16 protein-coding genes and 1 pseudogene are annotated in these 21,291 nt (G+C 58.0%); 8 read left to right on the forward strand and 9 right to left on the reverse strand.

Annotation, left to right across the window (positions count from 1 at the left end; translation table 11 throughout):
• Positions 1-452, reverse strand: a 452-nt coding sequence (locus F8O05_RS08660; protein ID WP_225735813.1) for a hypothetical protein, incomplete at its 3' end; no start/stop codon positions are given.
• 152 nt (positions 453-604) lie between these two features.
• Between F8O05_RS08660 and F8O05_RS08665 the strand changes: the two genes are divergently transcribed.
• The gene (locus F8O05_RS08665) at positions 605-5,536 is read left to right on the forward strand and encodes a DEAD/DEAH box helicase (protein ID WP_192497103.1); all 4,932 of its coding nucleotides are present in this window, start codon (positions 605-607) and stop codon (positions 5,534-5,536) included.
• Here F8O05_RS08665 and F8O05_RS08670 read toward each other — a convergent pair.
• From F8O05_RS08670 to F8O05_RS08690, 5 genes are all read right to left on the reverse strand, one after another.
• On the reverse strand, positions 5,529-6,725 hold the full coding sequence (locus F8O05_RS08670) for an McrC family protein (protein ID WP_225735839.1): 1,197 nt from the start codon (positions 6,723-6,725) through the stop codon (positions 5,529-5,531). The genes F8O05_RS08665 and F8O05_RS08670 overlap by 8 nt on opposite strands.
• On the reverse strand, positions 6,709-9,192 hold the full coding sequence (locus F8O05_RS08675) for an McrB family protein (protein WP_158052345.1): 2,484 nt from the start codon (positions 9,190-9,192) through the stop codon (positions 6,709-6,711). Before F8O05_RS08675 ends, F8O05_RS08670 begins: the two co-directional genes overlap by 17 nt.
• The gene (locus F8O05_RS08680) at positions 9,193-10,035 is read right to left on the reverse strand and encodes a restriction endonuclease (RefSeq protein ID WP_158052346.1); all 843 of its coding nucleotides are present in this window, start codon (positions 10,033-10,035) and stop codon (positions 9,193-9,195) included.
• A 108-nt stretch (positions 10,036-10,143) separates the two neighbouring features.
• Positions 10,144-10,470 (reverse strand): hypothetical protein, encoded by a 327-nt coding sequence (locus tag F8O05_RS08685; RefSeq protein WP_158052347.1) that lies wholly within the window; start codon positions 10,468-10,470, stop codon positions 10,144-10,146.
• Positions 10,471-10,524: 54 nt separating this feature from the next.
• On the reverse strand, positions 10,525-11,217 hold the full coding sequence (locus F8O05_RS08690; RefSeq protein WP_158052348.1) for a GntR family transcriptional regulator: 693 nt from the start codon (positions 11,215-11,217) through the stop codon (positions 10,525-10,527).
• A gap of 185 nt (positions 11,218-11,402) precedes the next feature.
• On the opposite strand from F8O05_RS08690, the gene F8O05_RS08695 reads away from it, so the two are divergent.
• From F8O05_RS08695 to F8O05_RS08715, 5 genes are all read left to right on the forward strand, one after another.
• Complete coding sequence (locus tag F8O05_RS08695; RefSeq protein WP_158052349.1) at positions 11,403-12,884, forward strand: NAD-dependent succinate-semialdehyde dehydrogenase; 1,482 nt, start codon at positions 11,403-11,405, stop codon at positions 12,882-12,884.
• Positions 12,885-12,981: 97 nt separating this feature from the next.
• Positions 12,982-14,301, forward strand: a complete 1,320-nt coding sequence (locus F8O05_RS08700; RefSeq protein ID WP_158052350.1) for an aminotransferase class III-fold pyridoxal phosphate-dependent enzyme — start codon at positions 12,982-12,984, stop codon at positions 14,299-14,301.
• Positions 14,302-14,498: 197 nt separating this feature from the next.
• Positions 14,499-15,788: an Ltp family lipoprotein gene (locus F8O05_RS08705; RefSeq protein WP_192497104.1), complete on the forward strand. Its 1,290-nt coding sequence runs from the start codon at positions 14,499-14,501 to the stop codon at positions 15,786-15,788.
• 178 nt (positions 15,789-15,966) lie between these two features.
• Positions 15,967-17,040 carry a helix-turn-helix domain-containing protein gene (locus tag F8O05_RS08710; RefSeq protein ID WP_158052352.1) on the forward strand — a complete coding sequence of 358 codons (1,074 nt, stop codon included), beginning with the start codon at positions 15,967-15,969 and terminating at the stop codon, positions 17,038-17,040.
• A gap of 146 nt (positions 17,041-17,186) precedes the next feature.
• Positions 17,187-17,600, forward strand: a complete 414-nt coding sequence (locus F8O05_RS08715; RefSeq protein WP_158052353.1) for a hypothetical protein — start codon at positions 17,187-17,189, stop codon at positions 17,598-17,600.
• 35 nt (positions 17,601-17,635) lie between these two features.
• On the opposite strand, the gene F8O05_RS08720 is transcribed toward F8O05_RS08715, so the two are convergent.
• Positions 17,636-17,977, reverse strand: coding sequence for a nucleotidyltransferase domain-containing protein (locus F8O05_RS08720; protein ID WP_158052354.1), 342 nt, complete (start codon positions 17,975-17,977; stop codon positions 17,636-17,638).
• A gap of 179 nt (positions 17,978-18,156) precedes the next feature.
• Positions 18,157-19,086, reverse strand: a complete 930-nt coding sequence (locus F8O05_RS08725; protein ID WP_158052355.1) for a DNA-3-methyladenine glycosylase family protein — start codon at positions 19,084-19,086, stop codon at positions 18,157-18,159.
• Between the two features lie 170 nt (positions 19,087-19,256).
• Between F8O05_RS08725 and F8O05_RS15025 the strand changes: the two are divergent.
• Together F8O05_RS15025 and F8O05_RS08730 are read left to right on the forward strand one after the other, a co-directional pair.
• Positions 19,257-19,364: pseudogene (locus tag F8O05_RS15025) on the forward strand (DUF2510 domain-containing protein); the annotation flags it as partial.
• Between the two features lie 96 nt (positions 19,365-19,460).
• On the forward strand, positions 19,461-19,940 hold the full coding sequence (locus F8O05_RS08730) for a DUF2510 domain-containing protein (protein WP_225735841.1): 480 nt from the start codon (positions 19,461-19,463) through the stop codon (positions 19,938-19,940).
• A gap of 219 nt (positions 19,941-20,159) precedes the next feature.
• Here the strand turns inward: F8O05_RS08730 and F8O05_RS08735 are convergent, their stop codons facing one another.
• Complete coding sequence (locus tag F8O05_RS08735) at positions 20,160-21,197, reverse strand: YihY/virulence factor BrkB family protein (protein ID WP_158052357.1); 1,038 nt, start codon at positions 21,195-21,197, stop codon at positions 20,160-20,162.
• Between the last annotated feature and the right edge of the window lie 94 nt (positions 21,198-21,291).

The following is a 21,291-nucleotide window of genomic DNA, read 5'->3' on the forward strand; positions in this document are numbered from 1 at the left end:
AGTGGGTTGTACTCACTGTGGTTGCGGACGGTGTGAACGCAGAAGACATAGATGTCTGCGTTATAGGTAATTTCGGCGGAATACTTCCCGGATGGCAGCAGGATGCGTGATTTGAGTCCGCCGAACGAGATTCGGGAAGGTGCGCGCTGGTCCCATAGCTGCAAGTAGGCGCTGCTCTTGACCTCGATATTGAGGCCCTGCCAGCGAACGTCGGCAACATCCCACTCAACGCGAGCCGCGTTGACGCCGAGTGCTTTATGGACAAGGAACTCAGCAAGGTAGCCCCGGGCATTGTTCATTCGTAGGTCGGGCAGCGCGAATCGCCAGAAATCCAGCACTGTCGCGTCGACACCTTGGAATTCCTCGTTGCCCGTCAACGGATCAAGTTTGACCGGGCTCAGCATCAGTTCTGGCACCGTCGTTGGATTCATACCGTCGTCTTCAACCGGCAAGTTTCGCCTCCTCATCTCTGCTATTCCTTGGCCGCCACTAATGGTGCCAACGCCATTCCTATATTCTCGTGCGTTACCTCGCCGGGTGCGTCTTGTTAGCGACAGACGTTTGGTTGAGCCAAACTAGAGGGGTTGCCATAGAAGGAGTCCCAATGAGTACTGTGCAGTTCAGCCCCGTCGCTACCCAGCACACGGAGTTTGACCGCCTGCTTCAAAAGCTTCGGGATCTCGCCGATTCAACGCGAATGCAGGGCAACTACTTTGAAGAGCTCGTCCGGCACTTCCTCATGCAGGACGCCACTTGGGGCACGCAACACGACGAGGTCTGGCTATGGAATGACTGGCCCGATAAGAACGGCACGGATACGGGAATCGATTTGGTTGCCCGGCGCAAAGACGGCGGGTTGACGGCCATTCAGTGCAAGTTCTTTCGCGAAGACCGCAAGGTGCAGAAGGGCGACCTCGACTCCTTCCTCGAAGCGCTCGGCCGTGAACCGTTCACCGACGGAATCTGGGTAGACACCACAGCGGTGCCCTGGTCGGGTAACGCGACTGAGGCGCTGAAGAACCGGAACAAGAAGGTTCGCACGGTCGGCCTCGAGCAGTTCCGGCACTCCAACATTGACTGGTCGACCTACGAAGTCCTCGACCCGCGAACTGCACCGCAGACATTTGACCGTAAACAGCTGCGGCCGCACCAATTCAAAGCGGTTCAGTCAGTGATGTCGGCATTCGACGATGACGTCACGCGCGGCAAGATGATCATGGCCTGCGGAACCGGTAAGACGTTCACCGCGCTGAAGCTGGCGGAAGAAGTCACCCGCAAACACGGGCGAGGTTATTCAACGATTCTTTTCCTCGTCCCGTCGCTCGCGCTATTGCAACAAACCCTCGAAGAGTGGTCGGTCGAGCACGACCCAGAGCTTCCGATGACAGCGTTTGTCGTGGGCTCTGACCAAACCGTGGGCCGTACAAAGACTGGCGACATTACAAGCGTCGCCATCGAGGAACTGGCAGTGCCAGCGACGACCGATGGGAAATCGCTGGCACGTGATTTTGATCACCGAGCTGATACCGCTGAGGGAATGACGGTGGTGTTCTCGACGTATCAGTCGCTGCAGGCTGTGCACGAAGCTCAGCAGATCAGCCTGCCCACTTTCGACCTTGTGATCTGTGACGAGGCGCACCGCACGACTGGCGTGACGCTCAGTGAAGAGGACGAGTCTTCGTTCGTGAAGATCCACGACGAGGATTACATCGACGCCGAGCGCCGCATCTACATGACGGCAACACCGCGTATTTACAACGACACAGTGAAGAACACGGCACGCGAAAAAGAGGCCGTGCTCGTGTCGATGGACAACGAGGAACTGTTCGGCAAGACGCTGTACCGACTCTCATTCGGTGAAGCGGTCGAGCAGAACCTGCTTACCGACTACAAGGTGCTCGTGCTCGGGGTGACCGAGGATCAGGTCACCGATTCCTTCCAGTCACAGCTTGCGGACTCGACCTACGAGTTGCCGCTCAAAGACGTTACGAAGCTTGTCGGATGCTGGAACGGCTTGGCGAAGCGACAGTCGGGTGATTTCTCGGATGGTTTCGGTACCGACCGGGCTCCGATGAGACGCGCGGTGGCGTTCTTGAAGGACATCAAGACTTCAAAGCGCGCGGCGAGTGAGTTCCCGGCGCTGGTCGACGACCACCTGTCGAATATCACGAACGACGATCCGACGGATGACCTCGCGGTACAGGTACGGCACGTCGATGGCACGATGCGGTCGGTGGAGCGGCAAGAGGCGCTGGACTGGCTCAAGGAAGACATCGGTGAGGACTCGCTGGGGCGACCGGTGACGCGGATCCTTACGAACGCGCGCTGCTTGAGTGAGGGTGTCGACGTACCGAGCCTGGACGCGGTCTTGTTCCTCAACCCGCGCAAGTCCCAGGTGGATGTGGTGCAGGCGGTTGGCCGCGTAATGCGACGTTCTAAGGGTAAGCAGTTCGGGTACATCATCTTGCCGATCGCGATTCCGGTTGGGGTTTCAGCGGAAGCTGCGCTGGGTCAGAACGAGCCGTACGAAGTTGTGTGGCAGGTGCTGCAGGCGCTTCGCGCGCATGACGAGCGGCTGGATGCGCAGATCAACCAGATGGCGATCTCGGGCAAGGCTCCAGAGACGGTGGTGGTCAGCACGATAGATTTGAACCGGAAGTCCACTGGCGAGGGCGACTCGATGGGCCAGCCGGCCGCCGAGCCCGAACGAGAGCGGGACTCCGGGTCGCACTCGCAAGATTCGGCGCGGATGCTCACAGGCTTGAGCGCGGAGTTCGACGAAGCCTGGAAAGACGGCGTCTACGCGAAGCTCGTAAAGAACGTTGGCGACCGCATGTATTGGGACGACTGGGCTCGCGATATCAACGAGATCGCAAGCCGGTTCATCCGGTTGATCTCAGCGCACCTCGAAGCGCCGGCCACCGATCGTCGTCCATTTGATCGGTTTGTGCAGGCATTGACGAAAACGGTGAACCCAGAGGTCACGGACTCCGAGGCCATCGAGATGCTCGCGCAGCACATGATTACGCGCCCGATTTTTGATGCGATGTTCCCAGAGCATGAGTTTTCGGAAGAGAACCCGATCTCGAGCGCAATGGGCAAGGTAGTTGCGGCATTCAGCGAGAACGCGGCGTTTGAGAAGGAGATGGAGCCGCTCGAAGGGTTCTACGCGAAGGTCACCGACCGAATTCGGGGCCTGGATGATGTGACGTCAAAGCAGAAGATGCTCGTCATGCTCTACGACCGGTTCTTCTCGCAGGCCTTCCCGCGGCTGCGGGACAAGATGGGTATCGTGTTCACCCCGATTGAAGTGGTGGATTACATTATTCACTCGGCGGATGTGCTGACTCAGAGCGCGTTTGGCAAGTCCTTGTCGGACGAAGGCGTGAAGATCCTCGACCCGTTCATTGGCACAGGCACGTTCATGACACGTCTGTTGCAGTCTGGAATTATCCGACCCGAGGATTTGCAGCGGAAGTATCGTCACGAATTGTTCGCGAATGAGATCGTGCTGCTGAGCTATTACATCGCGGCCGTCAACGTCGAGGCCGTGTATCGCGAGGTCTGCGAGGAACAGGGGCTGGATGCAGGGGACTCGAGCTTCCCGGGGATTTCGTTGGTGGATACCTTCGCGATGTATGACCGGGAACGTCGACTGGCCGGGGACGTATTCCCCGCGAACACGAAGCGGATCGAGAAGCAGCGCGACTCAAAAATCAGCGTGATTATGATGAACCCGCCGTATTCGGTGGGACAGTCGAGCGCGAACGACAACAACCAGAACGAGTCGTATCCGCTGGTCGATGATCGCATTCGCAATACGTACGCTGCCCGGTCGACGGCGCAGAATAAGAATGGTCTGTACGACTCGTATTATCGGGCGCTGCGGTGGGCTACCGACCGCTTGAACGGGCGCGGGATCATCGCGTTCGTGTCGAACAGCGGCTTTGTGGACGGCAACACCGCTGACGGAGTGCGGCTTTCATGGCAGCAGGAATTTGACGAGATTTTCGTATTCAACCTGCGTGGAAATGCTCGGACACAAGGCGAGTCCCGTCGAAAAGAAGGCGGCAACGTCTTCGGTGAGGGGAGTCGGACGGGCGTCACGATCACGTTCCTGGTGAAGACTAGCGAGAACACCGAACCCGCGCAGATTCACTACTGCGATATCGGTGACTACCTCACGCGTGAAGAAAAGCTTGAGCGGCTTGCGCGCGACCGTGACGTCACGGGTACTGAGTACGTCGCGATCACGCCGAATAAGCACGGTGACTGGATCAACCAGCGTGATGAGCGCTTTACGACCTACCAGCCGATCGGGGACTCAGATACCGCGCTGACGCGGGGCATATTTGACCTCTATTCGCGTGGCCTAGCAACCTCGCGCGACGCTTGGTGTTACGGATTCTCTCGCAGAGCGGTTGAACACAATATGGAGCGGCTGGTCCTCAATTACAACGCGTTTGTCGACGGTGACGTTACACAGGATGATCCGTCGAAGATCAACTGGAATCGGGGCTTGCGGGCTGACGCAAAACGAGGTCGCCTTCATGAATATCGACCTGAAGCAATTCGGATCTCGACGTATCGACCGTTCACGAAGCAGTGGGCATATTTTGATCGACCGTTGAACGACATGGTTTATCAGCTGCACCGACTCTGGCCAACAAATCGCACTGAGAATCTTGGGATTTACCAGGTCGGCGCTGGCTCGGCAGTGAGATTTAGTGTGTTCATGACCTCACTGTTACCTGATCTGCACGTTACCGGTGCAGGCAGCGGTGGTCAGGTCTTCGCCCGCTGGCGGTGGGAACCTGTCGACGCTGACGATGGCGGCCTGAACCTCGACGCGCTCGACGCATCCGAAGACGACGTCGTTGTCGACGGGCACCGGCGACTCGATAACATCACCGACGAGACCTTCGACCTGTATCGAGCGACCTACGCGAACGAGCCAGGCGGTGATGAACTATCGAAGGACGACATCTTCTACTATGTCTACGCGCTGCTGCACCACCCCGAGTATCGCGAGCGGTACGAAGCCGACCTCAAGAAGCTGCTCCCGCACATCCCTTGCTGCCGTGGATTCTTCGAGTACGTGCGCATCGGTCGCGAGCTTGCCGATCTGCACGTGAACTATGAACAGGTTCCTGTCTGGGAGGGGCTCGAGTACGAGTACAAGGTAGACACAGATCTTGACCCGTACCGGCTCTACCGTATTGGCATGAAGCGCATGTCGTGGACTGCCCGCAACAAACGCACAGGGCTCAAGTACAACGAGAACCTCACGATCACCAACATTCCGGCCGAGGCGGACGAATACAAGATCGGCGGTCGCAGCCCGCTCGAGTGGATCGTGGACCGCTACTACGTCAAGACAGATAAGGCATCGGGCATCGTCAACGACCCGAACGATTGGCTCCGTGAGCAAGACAACCCGTCATATGTCGTCGACCTAATCGGCTCGCTCGTGACGGTCTCGATGGAGACACAGCGACTTGTCGGCGAGCTGCCGGAATTTGAAGTAGTCAGTTAGCGTGACCAAATTCGTCAGTCGGCTGGGGCGAACGACTAATCCAAGTTGCTGCGGCTTTCTTGAGGGAAGCTGCAGCACGTTCTTGAGAAAGATCAATTGATACGATCCGAATCCGTGGGCCTCCGTTCGCAACAACGTAGTTGCTTTCACCACTACTGATGTTCGCATGCAACAGGGTGCCTTCTGGGAGGCCTGTCGCAGTGAGGTAAGCTAAGAGCTGATAGACGTCGGCTTGATTGGGCCCGGTGCTATCAAGAAATTTGTATTTCACATCACCAACAAACCGCCAGGTGCCAGAAGTCCGTACCGCGAGATCTGGATAGAGCGGAATCTGCTTGCCCTCATCAAGCCAAAGTTTGCCGCGCCAGCTGTCTGGCATCTCTCGCTCACTGAGAGCCCACGCTTGCCGTAACTGAACTCTTGCCCACTGCTCAACTACCGCTGGCATATTCACCACGAAACCGGGTACCGCGATCTCTTGTCCGTCCACGATGATGGAGCCCGCAGCGAGAACGAGCTTTGCGAGCATAATGGCCGGTTCATACCTGCGGTTGTGACGACTCCATTGGATGCGCTCAGCGTCTTTCAACGGGTCTCGGAGCTCGGTGACGTGGCGCACCTCACGCCACTCGCGGTGAGCGGCCACGCGAACGGATTGTGAGATCGTCGTATCCACACGTAGACGCTGGAGTGCTGCCGCTAGTACTTGGTTCTCGAGGACATCGTCATCGAAGACTTCGGCCTCCACCGCGACCGGTACTGGGCTCGGCCGGCGGATGGTCTGAGGGATCAATATCTTCCCTCGCACAAACCTCAAGTCCTGCCTTTCCCGTCGATAAGACCGGTGCAGACCCCTTGAAAACGTGTGGTGACAAGCTCGGATGAAAAGCACTGCCACAGCATCCTCTACGGACCAATCTGCTTGGACCTGAAGATCGAGATCGAGCCATCGATACGGGTCTATCGACTCAGCTATGAGCGCAAGTACGCGATGAACGGGTAGCTTCGGTCGTACTGTGACGTTAAGGCCATCAACGTTGCTGCCGCCAACCCGACTCCCGGGAATTACAACGACCTTTCCGTCTGGTGCGGGCTCAAGAGTTGCGTGAAACCAGTCCTTGAGTTTTCTCTGCTGACTTGGCGTTAACTCAACGGGATCACTCCTACGGTGCTCACTCAGTTTCAACATCGTCAACTGCACCCATTGCACGAGCTCGGAGAGTGTCGAACTGGAGCTTCTCAACGACTTCAGGCTGCCCGTAGAAAAATTCGCGAAGCGTGGGCATCACCGTGAATTCCCACGCGCGCATTGCGTTTTCGTCCGTGAGCTTGTCGTCCGGCAGTAAGAAATGGCTTGGGCCGATGTGCTGATCGGGATCACCAATGAGCTCATTGGCATGGGTTAGCAAGGTTGACAGCCAAGTGAGTTCGGGTGCCCGAGTGGAGAGCCATTGGTCTAGGACACCGTCCATGGGGAGTTCCCCCGGTCGTAAATCTCGGATGACGAATCGACGACGGAGCGCTGCATCAATTGAAGCAACGGAACGATCAGCGGTGTTCATAGTTCCGATAAACAGCAAGTTTGGCGGTAACCGGAAAGTATCACCGTAGTTCAGCGTCACTTCTTCATTCCGATACTCAAGTAAGAAGTACAACTCACCAAAGACAGCGGGTAAGTTTGCGCGGTTGATCTCATCGATGATGATGACGTGTGTTTCAGAGGGTTCTTGGCGTGCTTGGTCCGCTGCCTTCAGTAACGGACCATCCAAGAGGTCGAACCTGCCGCTTTGTTCGCGTGAAGGACGGAGCCCCTGCACGAAATCTTCATACGAAGTGGCGGGATGGAATTGAACGAGCGTTACGCGGCTGGGATCTTGGGCAAGGAAATTGGCGAGTTTGCGTGCGACAAAAGTCTTACCTGTGCCCGGCGGGCCCTGAAGAATCAGCTGACGTTTCTCAGTGAGGAGATCTCGCGTGAGCTCTAACCAGGTCTTGCTTCCTGGTGACACGAAGTTGAGTGAATGTGCCAGAGCATCAATTGTCTGGGGTACGGACGGCTGCGCGGTTTGGTTCGGTGCTACGCGTTGAGGTGTGTGATCTTCCGGTAATGACTCGACGTCATCAGGGGAGATACGTTTTCTTCCATCTCGCCAGTCGCGGAACGCCTGTTGGAGTTCCAGGCTCCAATCAGTGTCGGACGGGTTTAAACCCAAAGTTTCTTGCGCAAGGTTCGCGAGCGATGCAATCGTGAGGTCGAGACCTTCCCGGTCGAGGAGCCCTGCGCTGAGTGATTCCATTGCTTCGAGAAGGACTTGGAAGGCTTCACCAGGTGTGGCGTTTGAAGAGAGATGAATATTGCCGAGCTTTTCCACGATTGTTGGGACGTGGGTACGGAAGAAGACTGGAACGCTTGGATCGAGAGCGTTTAAGAGCACAGTTGCTGCCTCGACGAACTCCGCGGTATCGCCCCTAAAGCGCACGTTGTCGCAAAATTGGTCGATATATCTCGCAGGCTCCGCAGTTTCCGCCTTTGCGAGGAAAGCTGCCGCGGCCTCATCTTCTTCGAGCCACGTCAGAATCGCGCTCGCTGCATCGGTGTGAAGTTCCACCAGCGGGCTGCGAAGACCATTGAGATCGTTCGGAGCAATCGGAAGGTGGACAGTAGCCTCGGTAGTCCCTTCAAGCACGAGTGTTGCCCACCCGGCCCAATCCCTGAGTGATTCGCCTACTTCTTTCCATAAGAATCGATGAGGCGCGGCGTATAAGTTCAGCTCATGCCTATCCCCGTAATGAAGGTTGGCGTCGAGAACCGCTACGAGAGAATTTGGATCACCATCAAAGTCGACTATCTCGGAGAACGCAGACGCCATCTTATTGCGGTCTTCAGTGCTCGAGCTGGCCATGGCGTGGTCAGGGAAGAGCATGTGTTCAACGAGTTGTCGGATGGACTTTGAAGCGGGGACATCAATTGATGACGAGATCGACCGGAACGAGTGCCAATCTGACAGTGCCTGTCGACGTGCTGCCATGTCTTGATTCGCGAGAGCTGCGGTTAGCCGAATAAGAAATTCGAGTCCGCGCCATCGATATGTGAGGTAAGCAGTGCCGACATTCACGATGCCGGAGTTAAGTGCGGCAATTCGTGCGTCGGGCACTGTCTGTAGGTCTGCACGCCATGTCAGTACGGTGTTCAGCTGCTTCATCTTCGTGTCGCCGCGCATGCTATCGGGCAACATTGGTAAGACATACAGATATAACAACTCCGCAGTCAGTTGGACAGCAACGCTCGACGCCGGTGTCAATTGACTCTCGAGCTTCTCGAAGAAAGACGCATTACTCAGATCCGGGGAATCAATGTAATGGGTAACCAGTTCTGCGGTTGCCGCACGATAGTCAAGCGGCTCGCCCGTAAAAAGCGACTGATCATTGATGAGCGCATCTCGCCAGGCATTAGCCGCCTCGTAAACCGGGTCGGCCGACGGCCGCGAAGCACGAAACGAAACAATGTCGGAGATCTGCCATTCCTTCTTTGCAGCATCCCGGTAGCGTGACCAGAAGTCAAAGGTCAAGAAAAGATCGATGTTTTGAGGTTCGTCTTCAAAAATGAATCGGAGTAGAGGCTGAACGTAGCGGTCTTTCGACGGGTTCGGACTCACTCACCATACGCTGACTCCAGATGTATAGAAGAACCATTCACGGGGTGTGAAGTCCTTGTCCCATTCGACGAGAACCCGGTCGTCGAGAATCGCAGTAACGGTGCCACGAGCCTTGATGAGCATTGACGAGACTCGCTGCCCGTAATTCTCAAACGGAACATCAGTTGTGCGGATACTTTGACGCTTGACGGCGATGCGATCACCGGGGCGTATCTGGAGGGCCTTGCCGGACAATCCGTCGGCTAAATTCCAATAGCCATCCACCACAAATTGCTTGGTGAGGTCTATGCTGCCGTGATTAGCATTGACCAACCAAACACTCTGTACTGTGTCTTTGGTGTCACCATGTTCTTGGGCCATGAGGGTGCGTGCGACCTCGGGGTTAGCTGCGAGCGACTCGAAAAGTTCGGGCTGTTGGTGGATGCGCGACAGGGTGGAGATACTGGCCAAGCTCAGCGCGGCTTCGGGTGGGAGAGCAGAGCGCGGGAAATCTGTGAGCGCCCAAGTCACTGGTAGCCGATGTCGGTGCGTTGGTTCGCCGTCTGCATGAAAATAGGGGCCCGATACGTGCCCAATCCTGAGTCGTGTTCCATCTGAATGAGGCGCGACGACGACGTCACCTTCGTGTACTTCTTGATAAAAGCGACGGAGGGTGCCAGCCCACGCGCGTAGGGCGTTTACTGATTTGTCGCGACGTGTCTGCTCTAAGCGGTCAACGAGGGACTCTGTATCGAGCGACATCGAGGAGAGATCAGGAACGTCATCCCAGCCAATTGAAATGAAACTCTGTTCTTCGAGCTCTGCATCGAACACATCATTCCGAACGAGCCACACCGTCGTCATCTTGAACCCTCTCGCGTTGCTTCAACTGAGCTTATTCCTTCTTTCTTGGCCAACGACGCGGCTCAAGTCGGTTCCATTGCGTCAGACATTGCCGCAGCGTGTGGCGGCTTAAAGGTGTGTGATTCGTGTTGTTTGGCTTTGCGCAGAAGCGTTGGCTACATGCTCAAGCAGCGTTGTCTGACGCTTATTCAACTCATACTGCTGGTCGAAATGCGCGGCGACGCCGTAGAGAACGAGTGCGACGCTGACGATAAACAGCACAGTAGAAATGACACCGATCCCGATAAGGAGGATCCAGAGAAGGTCCATGCTTGCTGGGTCCACATTTGAAGGGATTCGGCTCGTGAGGACAGCAGCGACCGCCCACAAAATAATATCGAGTACGAATAATGCCGCTGCGGTGCGGAGTTTCCCGGAAGCCCGATTCTCAATCATTGCTTCAGGCTAGCTCAGGGTTGTGAAGAGAGATTTGCTGCCTGTGGCGAGCAGTTACGTAGTCTCGCTCTCCTCAAGCCGCTCCTGCAGGATCTCCTTCAGTCGCGCGAAGTTTGCCATGATGTGTGCCGTCACGAGCTCTGACGCTTCCGCCCGCCGGCCGCGACGAATGGCTTCCACGATTTCCGTATGCCGGGCGAGGATCGGCTCGTCGGGGTTGGCGTATTCCTCGTCGGCGTACGACAGCACCGTGAAGTAGAAGATCATCTCTTTGCTGATCTGCTCGTAGAACGCGCTGAGACGTTCGCTCTCGAGTAGGCCGACGATGGCGTGGTGGAAGGCGAGGTCAGCGTTAACGATCGGCTCGACTTCCTTAGACTCGACGCTTTCCTTCAACTGCTCGAAGGTGCGCTCGACCTCCTCGAGTGCCTCGGGGGAGGGGATCTCCTGCACTGCCATGGTCTCGAGCATCAACCTCGTGCGGTAGAGATCGTCGAGGTCCTTCAGGGTGGGTGTGCTCACAACGGCGCCGCGGTGCACCTCATACTTCACGAGGCGGCTCTGTTCGAGCAGGCGAATGCCCTCGCGCAGCGAATTTCGGGAAATACCGAGTCGGGTGGCCAAGCTGCTCTCACGCAGTGGCGCTCCGGCCTTCAGTTCGCCCTCGACGATGAGACGCATCAACGTGTCGGAGACCACCTCTGCTGTGCTCCGGCGCTGGAGCGAAATGTCAGTGGGTGTGCTCATGGGCTCTAGTCTAACAATGTGGGTCTAAAAGTAGGATCGTAGGACAACTCTTGTCAGAATTTAGTTTTGATTGTAGTTTTGTAGGACAGTAGGGCGGTTAGTGCAAAGCTGGCCGAATGTTACCCCTACGTGCGTACCCATCACCGTCGATCTCGACGCACCCACCAACGAATCGGAGCCCATCTATGAGCCTGACGAACGTCGCATCCGACCGCCTTCGTGCATCCGACGAAGCCCTCGCGAGCATTCCCGATTTCTCAAACCATGAGCCGGGCGCGAATGAGTTTGCGATTCTTGACCCCTCAACCGAGGAACGCATCGCGACCCTCCCGAGCTACTCGACCGAGTACGCCATCGAGCAGCTCGGGATCGCCGACGAGGCCGGCCGCGCCTGGGCGAAGACCACGCCGCGCCACCGTTCGGACACGCTCCACAACGCCTACTCGATCCTGATCGCCAACCGCGACCGGCTCGCGTATGTGATCAGCCGCGAAATGGGGAAGACCCTCGCCGAAGCGCAGGGCGAAGTGCAGTACGCGGCCGACTATGTGCGCTGGTATGCCGACGAACTGCTGCGCCCGGCCGGTGGTTTCCGCGAGAACCCAGCGGGGAATTCCACGATCCTCACCCGTCGCGCACCGATCGGCACCGCGCTGCTCATTGCACCGTGGAACTTCCCGATGGCGATGATCACCCGCAAGATCGCGCCGGCCATCGCTGCCGGTTGCGGCGCGGTCATCAAGCCTGCCAAGCTCACGCCGCTGACCACTCTTGTGACGGTAGAACTGCTCGCTGAAGCCGGTATCCCGCGCGAACTCATGCGCGTGGTGACCACGACCGACTCGGGCGCGTTCAGCGAGGCGCTGTTGAGTGACCCGCGCGTGCGCAAGCTCTCGTTTACCGGCTCGACCGGCGTCGGCAGCACCCTCATGGAGCTTGCAGCGAAGAACATCGTCAAGAGCTCGATGGAGCTCGGCGGCAATGCGCCGTTGATTGTTTTTGATGACGCCGACCTCGAGCGCGCGGTTGAGGGCGCGTACCTTGCGAAGCTGCGCAACGGTGGCCAGTCGTGCATCGCCGCGAACCGCATCTTCGTGCAGGACGGCATCGCGGACGCCTTCGTCGAAGGCCTCGCTGAAAAGATGTCGCAGGTGCGCGTTGGTCGCTCGATTGATGACGGTGTTGACCTCGGTCCGCTAGTCGACGACCGCGCGGCTGTGAGCATGCAGCGTCTCGTCGCGGATGCGGTGGTCAAAGGCGCAGACCTCCGTGCCGGCGGCAGCGCGCCAGAAGGTGCGGGCTACTTCTTCGAGGCCACCGTCCTTGACAAGGTCCCGACGGACGCGGACATCGCGAACACGGAAATCTTCGGGCCGGTCGCAGCAGTGAGCCGCTTCTCTTCGCAAGAAGAAGTGCTCGCCGCGGCGAACGACACCCCGTTCGGGCTCGCCGGATACGTCTTCACCGAGAACCTCGACCGGGCGCTGAACGTTGCCGACGCGCTCGAAACCGGGCTTGTTGGCATCAACAACGGTGTTCCTTCGAGTGCCGCGGCACCGTTCGGGGGTATGAAGCAGTCCGGCCAGGGCCGAGAGGGCTCCGGCGAGGGGCTCGAGGAATACCAGGAGATCCGCTTCTACAACATCGCGCGGCGCGAAACCTTCTAAGCCGCATACGGGAGCCGACCTTTCGGCATCCCGAACTTCACAGCATCCAACCGTTCAACCCCAAACTTTTACACCCCAAACTTTCGAAGGAGAAAGCATGACCACCACGACCACCAGCCGCCGAATCCGCACCGAAATCCCCGGACCGCGCTCGAAAGAACTCGCCGCCGCGAAGGAACAGTACGTGTCGAGCTCGGTGAACCCGGCGACACCGATGTACATCGAGTCGGCCTCGGGCTCGATCCTCACCGACGTTGATGGCAACGAGTTCATCGATTTCGCCTCGGGCATCGGTGTGACCTCGCTCGGGCACGTGAACCCGGAAGCGATTGCGGCGGCGATCGAGCAGACGCAGAAGGTGACCCACACGCTGTTCTCGGTCTCGCCCTACGAGTCGTATGTTGAGGTTTCGCGCCGGCTCGCGGAGCTCACTCCCGGAGATTTCGCGAAGAAGTCGGCGCTCAGCTCGACCGGTGCCGAGGCGATCGAGAACGCGGTGAAGATTGCGCGCGCGTACACGCGTCGCAACGGGATCGCGGTCGTCGACCACGGGTACCACGGTCGCACGAACCTCACGCTGGGGCTGAACTACAAGGCGCAGCCGTACTCGGCGGGCGTTGGTCCGCGGCCGGGGGAGATCTACCGTGCGGCGAACTCGTACCCGTTCATCGACGGGCTCGACGGGGTGACCGCAGCGCGCCGGGCCATTGCGCACCTCGAGAAAATTTCGGGTGCCGACAACCTCGCCTGCCTCGTGATCGAGCCAATTCAGGGTGAGGGCGGCGTGATCATTCCGGCGGAGGGGTACTTGACGACCCTCCAGGAATGGGCCGCCGCGAACGGGATCGTCACGATTGCCGATGAGATTCAGACCGGCCTCGGCCGCACCGGCACCATGTTCGCGAGCGAGCACTTCGGGTTCGTTCCGGACCTCGTCGTCACCGCGAAGGCGATCGGTGCAGGCTTCCCGCTGTCGGCCGTGACCGGTCGTGCCGAGATTATGGATGCGATCCCGGCTGGGGGCCTGAGCGGCACCTTCTCGGGGAACCCGGTTGCGTGCGCCGCGGCGCTGAAGATCTTCGACCAGCTTGAAGCGCCCGGCACGCTCGAGCGCGCGGTTGCCGTGGGGGAGCGGATCCAGGCGGGGCTGCGCGCCCTCAAGGAACGCTTCGCGGTGATTGGGGATGTTCGCGGACTCGGCGGGCTGCACGGCATTGAGCTGGTGGATGCAGACGGTGCGCCGAATGCCGCGGCGTTCAAGCAGGCGAGCCGCGCGGCATACGAGCGAGGACTGCTCGTACTGCCAGGCGGTAGCGATGGACACGTGCTGCGACTGCTGCCAGCGATCAACATCTCGGATGCGCTGATTGATGAGGCGCTGGAGATTCTGGAGGAGGCGTTTGCGACGGTGAAGTAACGCGTCGCTGCCGGTCTGTGGGGTGCTTCGCATTGAGCGAAGCACCCCACAGTTTGCGTTAAGCGGTGTTGTGTTTGACAGACGGAGTCTGTGCTACTTGGGGCGGAAATTGCTCGATCGTTGCTGCGCTTTTGATACCAAAACGGGGCATGTCGGTGGCTCAACTTAGTGTGTGGTTAAGCATCGAAAGGAAACACATGTCTGCCAATCAGCCGCCCTCGGGTTGGAACCCGAATCCGCATCCACAGCCTCCATACGGCCAGCAGCCGGGGTGCTCGCAGCCGCAGTCCGGGTACGGACAACCGCAGCAGAATTATGCGCAGCCTGGTGGTTCGCAAGCCGAGTTCGACGCGCCAACGCAGGTATTTACGCAACCGCCGAGTCTGACGCCGCCCCAGTATTACAGCGCGACTGCTCAGCACGACCCGTATGCACCTGGTGGCGGCAGCGGTTGGGAAGCCCAGCTGCCTCATTCGGATCGGGAATACAACACCACTTGGCTGTTAGCGCTGTTTCTCGGAGGTCTCGGCGTCGACCGTTTCTATCTCGGCAAGTTCGGCTCTGGCATCGCCAAACTCCTGACCTTGGGCGGCGTCGGAATCTGGTGGCTCGTGGATGTCATTGTCTCGGTTAGCGGAAATGCCAAGGACGCGGCAGGACTGAAAGTTCGGCCTGCAAAGCCCGAACACCGTGTAGTCGGTTGGGTGACGGCCTCTGCGCTCATCGTCATCAGTCTCATCATGGGCGGCGTGAATTCTGACGACGAGGTAGAACACATTGCCGAAGAGCCGGCTGCGTTGATGTCTACGCAAGACGAGGAGGTCGCAGTGGAGGTTGAGCCTGAAACTGTTGACGCCGAACCAGTTGAGGAAGAACCTTCACCCGATCCTGTCGCGGCTGATAACTCTCCGTCGATCACCGTAAGTCAGAGCGAAGCTCTCGAAAGTGCGCAGAGCTATCTCTCTTTCATGGCGTTTTCAAGAGAAGGCCTCATCGACCAGCTGGAGTATGAAGGCTTTTCGAAGGAAGACGCAACCTTTGCTGCAGACAACGTTGGTGCCGACTGGATGGAACAGGCGGTGAAGTCAGCGGAGAGTTATTTGCGCACGATGGCTTTTTCGAAAGAGGGACTCATCGACCAGCTGCTTTATGAAGGCTTTACGCAGGAACAAGCCGAGTACGGCGTGGAGCAGGCTTACGGCGACCCCACCACCCAGGCGATCGAGTCGGCGGAGAGTTATCTACGCACCATGCCGTTCTCCCGAAGCGGGCTAATCGACCAGCTCGTATATGAGGGGTTCACCGTGGATGAAGCGACCACTGCCGTCGACTCGCTCACCGTCGACTGGAATGAGCAGGCTGCGGAGCAAGCCGAAAGCTATTTGCGATTCACGTCATTCTCGCGCTCCGGGCTAATCGATCAGTTGCTCTACGAAGGGTTCACTCAATCGCAGGCGGAGTATGGGGCGAACGCGGTCGGGCTGTAAAGGCTGTGATCGAACGTGGTGAACGGTGACCGTGTCACCACGCTACTTTCGATCGATCTGCCCCGTGCGAGGTCGACTTCGCAGGCTGCTCGCGGGAGCGCAAAGTACATCGATCAAGGAAATAACGGCGCAGTCGACAGCTTGGGATTTTCCCAATTTATCGCGTTATGGTAGGAGCATGAACACGATTGGAGAGCGTGTTCGAGCCGCGCTAGAGCGAGACGGCCGCACGCAAAATGAAGTTGCATCTGAGGTGGGCATCGCCCCGGATGCTTTTTCGCGCGCCATAAACGGCAAGCGCGGATTTGGGGCATTGGAATTGGCCGATATAGCGCGTGCCCTGGGAGTCTCCGTGCACTGGTTGATTACTGGTGAACGGGATCCATTCGAACTCGTGCTGTCTGCTCGACACGAAACGAAACCGGGGACTTTCGACCGACGGGTGTCTGGGGCGGTCGCTGATGAATCGGTTCTTACGAATATTGCGCTTGCATATCATCAGTGCGGTGACCAGATTGAGTCGACGTCATTGCCTGAGTCTCTTGCTGAGCTAACGGAGGATCTCGACGGTGACTTCGTGCCTCGATTTATCGAGCAGATCGAAACACTAGGCATCGACGTGATACGGGTAGAGCAGCTATCCACTGCGTATTCGTTTCAGATCGATGGGCGTGCTGTAATTGCATTGAACTCTTCGGGGAACTGGTTTCATCAAAACTGGAGTGTCGCTCACGAACTCGGGCATCTCATCATGAAGCACGAGAACGTGATGCCGGGTAATGGTGATGTCGGTCGTCTGGAGGCGGAAGCGAATCGTTTTGCTGCCGAACTACTGCTACCAGGCAGCGAGATGAAACTGATTGATTGGGCCACCATCTCGAAAGCGGAAGTAGCAGATTTCCTCTGGGATCGTGGAGTCTCGGCCGCGGCGCTCTCTCTGAGGCTGCAAAAACTCGATCTGTGCATTTCTGACGAAATCGTGGAATTACTTTCACAGAAGACACAGGGAGTGATTCGTCGGCACAGCACCGAAGCTAGTAGTGCGGATATTAATGCTCGGATGGTTGGTTCGACCGAGCGCAAATTTCCATCTTGGTTGATCGGCGCACACGTATCGGCGATTGCAGCAGGGAAAGTGGGAAAAGCCACACTGGCTTGGATGCTGGATGTTGACGTTGCTGGCCTAGATGTCGAAGAGCCAGAAAGCCCGGACCTTCTCAGCGCCAACGACCTAATCGAGCTGTTTGGATGAGCAGTCCACTTCTCCTTTTCCCTGACACGACGGTCCTCATCAATTTCCGCATCTGCGAGGAACTTCATACCTTTGAGCGACTCGTTGGAAGGAACGGGAGATGGACGAACACGATTGCGCGAGAATGCGGTCGGAAGGAAGTAGATTTGAATCTGCCTGGGCTGCGGGCAGAGGCCGAGAGCGTTCTTGGCGACCCGATAGTTCCTCACGGCAGCGAGCATCGCTCAATACGCGGATTGCGGATATTGATGGCAGAACCCGACGATCACGCCGACCAACACCTTGGGGAAGCTGAAGCAATTACGATTCTCGAACACCGACGAATACATGCTGTATTTATTACGGACGACAGTAAGGTGAGTAAGCATACGAATGTTCCTTGCGTTATGACCTGGGATTTGCTTGGTATTGGTTTGGTGCGCGGAATCATTGAGCCGGAACGTGTGCGTCAGATCAGGACGAAACTATTACAAGTGAGACGCGTTCATTTGGCACATATACGCGATGAAACGCAATTTGAACGTTGGATTGAGGAAAAACTACTCAGTCGGCGCGGCTGAAGTTATGTCAGCGATGCGCTGGCTATCTTTCCTAGTCACAAGGCAATTGCGTCAGCGAGTGCGGACTCTGAAATAGATTCTTTGAGAAGCTGCACGGGAAAAATGTCAATGTTGTCATTGCCGAAGAGAGCCCGGGTTTCTTCCATTAGGCCTGATGCACGCATGAGTACATTGCCGTCCACCGGATTCATCTCGACGATGATGTCGATGTCGATGTCGATGTCGCTGTCGCGATGGGCTGTACCGCGGGCAACTGAACCGAATAAGCGTGGCTTCGTGGCAGCATATTTTGACAAGAGAGCGTAAAACTCGTCCCGGTGCGCGTCAAGCAGCTCACGCAGGGCGAACGACTCAGGCGTTGCGGCGGGCACGGACATGCCCCCAGGGTACCTGGCAACCCAAAGATCTTGATGAGTTCGATTCAAAGCGACCTGCCAAGGACACGGTTGATTGAGATCAATCATTCCGCCTACGGTGGCGAACCCCGACCCATCGCGGCACGCGCGCCGCATAATCGCGATACTCGGTGCAAAACTTGCGCCGCGAGGCGCAGCGCTCAAAACGCTCGGTAGTCGATCTTTTCGAGGCGGGGTCCGCGACGATCTCGTCGCGGACCAGTTGCCAGGATGAGTCGGAGCGCGCGGAACCGGTGACCGCGCCAAGGTTCGAGGGCGACGAGCATTTCTTCGTCGGTGAAATCGCGCCCTTCGAGCGCGTGCCCGACGTGCTTTCGTAAGTGGAAGTCGCCAACCGATACCGCATCCGCATCGCCCAGTGCACGCTGGGCGACTTCAGCGCTCGTCCACGCACCCACGCCGGGGAGCGACTCGAGCCTTGCCCGAGCATCCGCCGCATCGAAGCGCGTGAGTCGATCGATTGCTGCTGCGCGCTCAGCCAGCTGCACCACGGTGCGGCTTCTCGAAGGGTCGACTCCGGCTCGGTGCCAGGCCCAGCTTGGGATGCGCCGCCACGTTGCAGCATCCGGTGCCACGCGCATCCGCGCCGCGAGGTCTGCAGGAAGTGGACCCGGTGCTTGCTCGCCGAAGCGCATGACCAATCGCCGGTAGGAAGCAACAGCCTGCACGACGAGAACCTTTTGTTCAAGCACTACCGGCACGAGCTCGGCGAAGACCTCACCCGTGCGGGGAATGCGCATACCGCGGCGATGGCGATGCTCTGACTCGAGTTCCGGAAGAAGCGGCTCGAACCTTGAATCGTCGTCGGTTGCACCGCAGATATCGGGTGCGCGATCCAACGCTATCTCGGCACCGGGGCCCCACGCATGGGCACGGATGGAATCGCCCGATAGCTGTGTGAGCTGCAGTGTCGCCGGTCGACCGTTGAAACGTCGGGTAATGAGCGCATCCTGCCCAGGCGTAAGCCACTGAAACGTCGGATCGTACGCGCCATGCTGCAGCGACGACACTGTCGCACCCAAATCAGTGGGGTGCGGCGGCGTCCAGACGCGTTCGAGGTGTTCACTCATGCGCCAATCATCATGCCACCATCCGACGTTACGTTCGTTCGGTCTTGGTACGTGCGTTTTCATGAATGTCGGTGGCTTGTGATCAGATGTTCTTGGAACAAGGGAACGTTCCAAATTATTCACTGTGGCCGTCATAGCTCGGCCAATGCACGGAAGAGGACGAATCGAAATTGAACGCGAGCGGCAATAATGCTCAACCAGGTTGGTATCCAGACCCGAGCGGGCAGCTTCGCTATTGGGACGGGAGTACTTGGCTGAATATCCCGGCACCGGCGCAAAACTCGGCTGCGCCTGGCACGGTTCCGGGGACTCCCATGCCTGGTGTTGTCCCGAATCTGGGAGCTGGGCCTACGAGCAATAAGCCGCGCCGCAGAATGAGCAAGAACGCTCGTCGTTGGCTCATTATTGGGATCATCGCAGCCGTGGTTCTTGTTGGTGGAAGCGCAATCGGGGTCGCGATTGGGCAGGCCAACAAGGAAGCAGCAATCGCCGAAGAAGAACAGCGCCAGCAGGAAGAACAAGACCGCGAGGAAGCCGATGCAATTGCCGCGCAAGAAGCCGAAGATGAAGACGAGCGGGAATTCCGTCGAGAACAAGTGGCGTTTATCGAGTCAAGAATCCAAAGCATGGCTGAGGAGCACGCGGCCGAAGGCTACATCGACGGTCCGATCATTGACGTTTCGTGCGCGCCCACGAATGGCGGTTCAACTGATGACCTCACCGCGAAAACCACTGTCTTTGAGTGTTTCGTAGCAAATGAAGATAACGGTGACGGCACGATGCGCGGGCACTACTACAACGCAACGATGAATTGGACTGACGGCACGTTCACCTATGGGATGGGGCGCGCTTAGCGGAGGCCTGAACCCGCTGAAGAACAACCGGCTTTAGCCAGGTTCGGGCAGTTTGCTAGAGTGTCGACGAACGCCCCGGTGTTGCCTCTGCTTTAGCATGCACCCGGGGCTCTTACGTTACTTCTGGTAAAACTGGCCCGGCTTGGTCAAGGTAGTGGGCGGCCTGGGAGTGGTTGCACTGAAGTGGTCACCCTGATGTATAAACGCGCTTTCGACCACTCAAATATCAGGTGCATCGCTCGTAGCCGACTCGCGAATCTGCCGCGCCTGTTCGATGTCCTTCGCGTGACGCGCTGCACGCTTATCGCTCGCCCTCGTATCGCGCGGTGGCAGCTGGATTTCGTACTCGGCGTGAATTCCAGCCTGCAGCTGGCGGCGACGCTCGAGTTCGCTATCGAGCTGGGCACCGAACAGCAGAATCGCGTTGATGATGTAGAGCCACATCAGCAGGATGATCACACCGGCAAGCGCACCATAGGTCGCGTTGTAGTTCGCAAAGTTCGCGACATAAATCACGAACCCTATCGTGGCCAACACCGAGACTGCGATCGCGAGGAGCGCACCGATGCTCAGCCAACGGAACTTCGGCTGCTTCACGTTTGGCGTGACGTAATAAAGGAGCGCCACCACAAACACCACAATCCCCGCGAGGATGAACCACTTCACCACATTCCAAATCGCGAGCGTCAGCGGAGCTAACCCGAACGCATCCCCAAACGCCTCGGCGACCGGACCCGACAGCACCAGGATCGAGACCGAGATCGTACCGAGCACAAGCAGCAGCACAGTCCACAAATACATCTGTGCGTAGTACTTGATGAAGCTGCGGCCCTCGGTGGTGTCGTAGATTCGATTCATCGCTCGACCAAACGCGCGCACGTAGCCCGAAGATGACCACATCGCGACCACGAGACCGGCAATCAGACCCGTGCCGGGAGCGGGCGCCGTGAGGATTGCGGCGACCGTGGGATACACGGCCGTCCACGTCGTTTCGGTCACAAGACCGCTGGCGTGCTCGAGCGCGGAGGACAGCGCATCCGGGCTCTGCCCAAACAAGCTCAGGATCGCGACGATCGCGATCAGCGCGGGGAAGAGCGAAAGTAGCGAGCGGAAGCTCAGCCCTGCAGCTAGGTCGAGGCAACCATCCGCGAGAAACTCGCGATAGGCATATCGGCCCACGATCAACCAGCTGGATTTCGGGGTGGCTGCGGTGTCGCTCGGGGTGGCTGCAGGGGGCTGCTCATCCTGGGAACTCATGGCGGGATCTCACTAACCGGGTCGACGCTGCTCGTTGCTGTCTATCGTCCCAGGCCGCAGGCGATTCGGTTGTCGAGACACGACTTCGGGCTTG

This window comes from Gulosibacter chungangensis (genome assembly GCF_008831155.1).
Taxonomy (GTDB): Bacteria; Actinomycetota; Actinomycetes; order Actinomycetales; family Microbacteriaceae; genus Gulosibacter; species Gulosibacter chungangensis.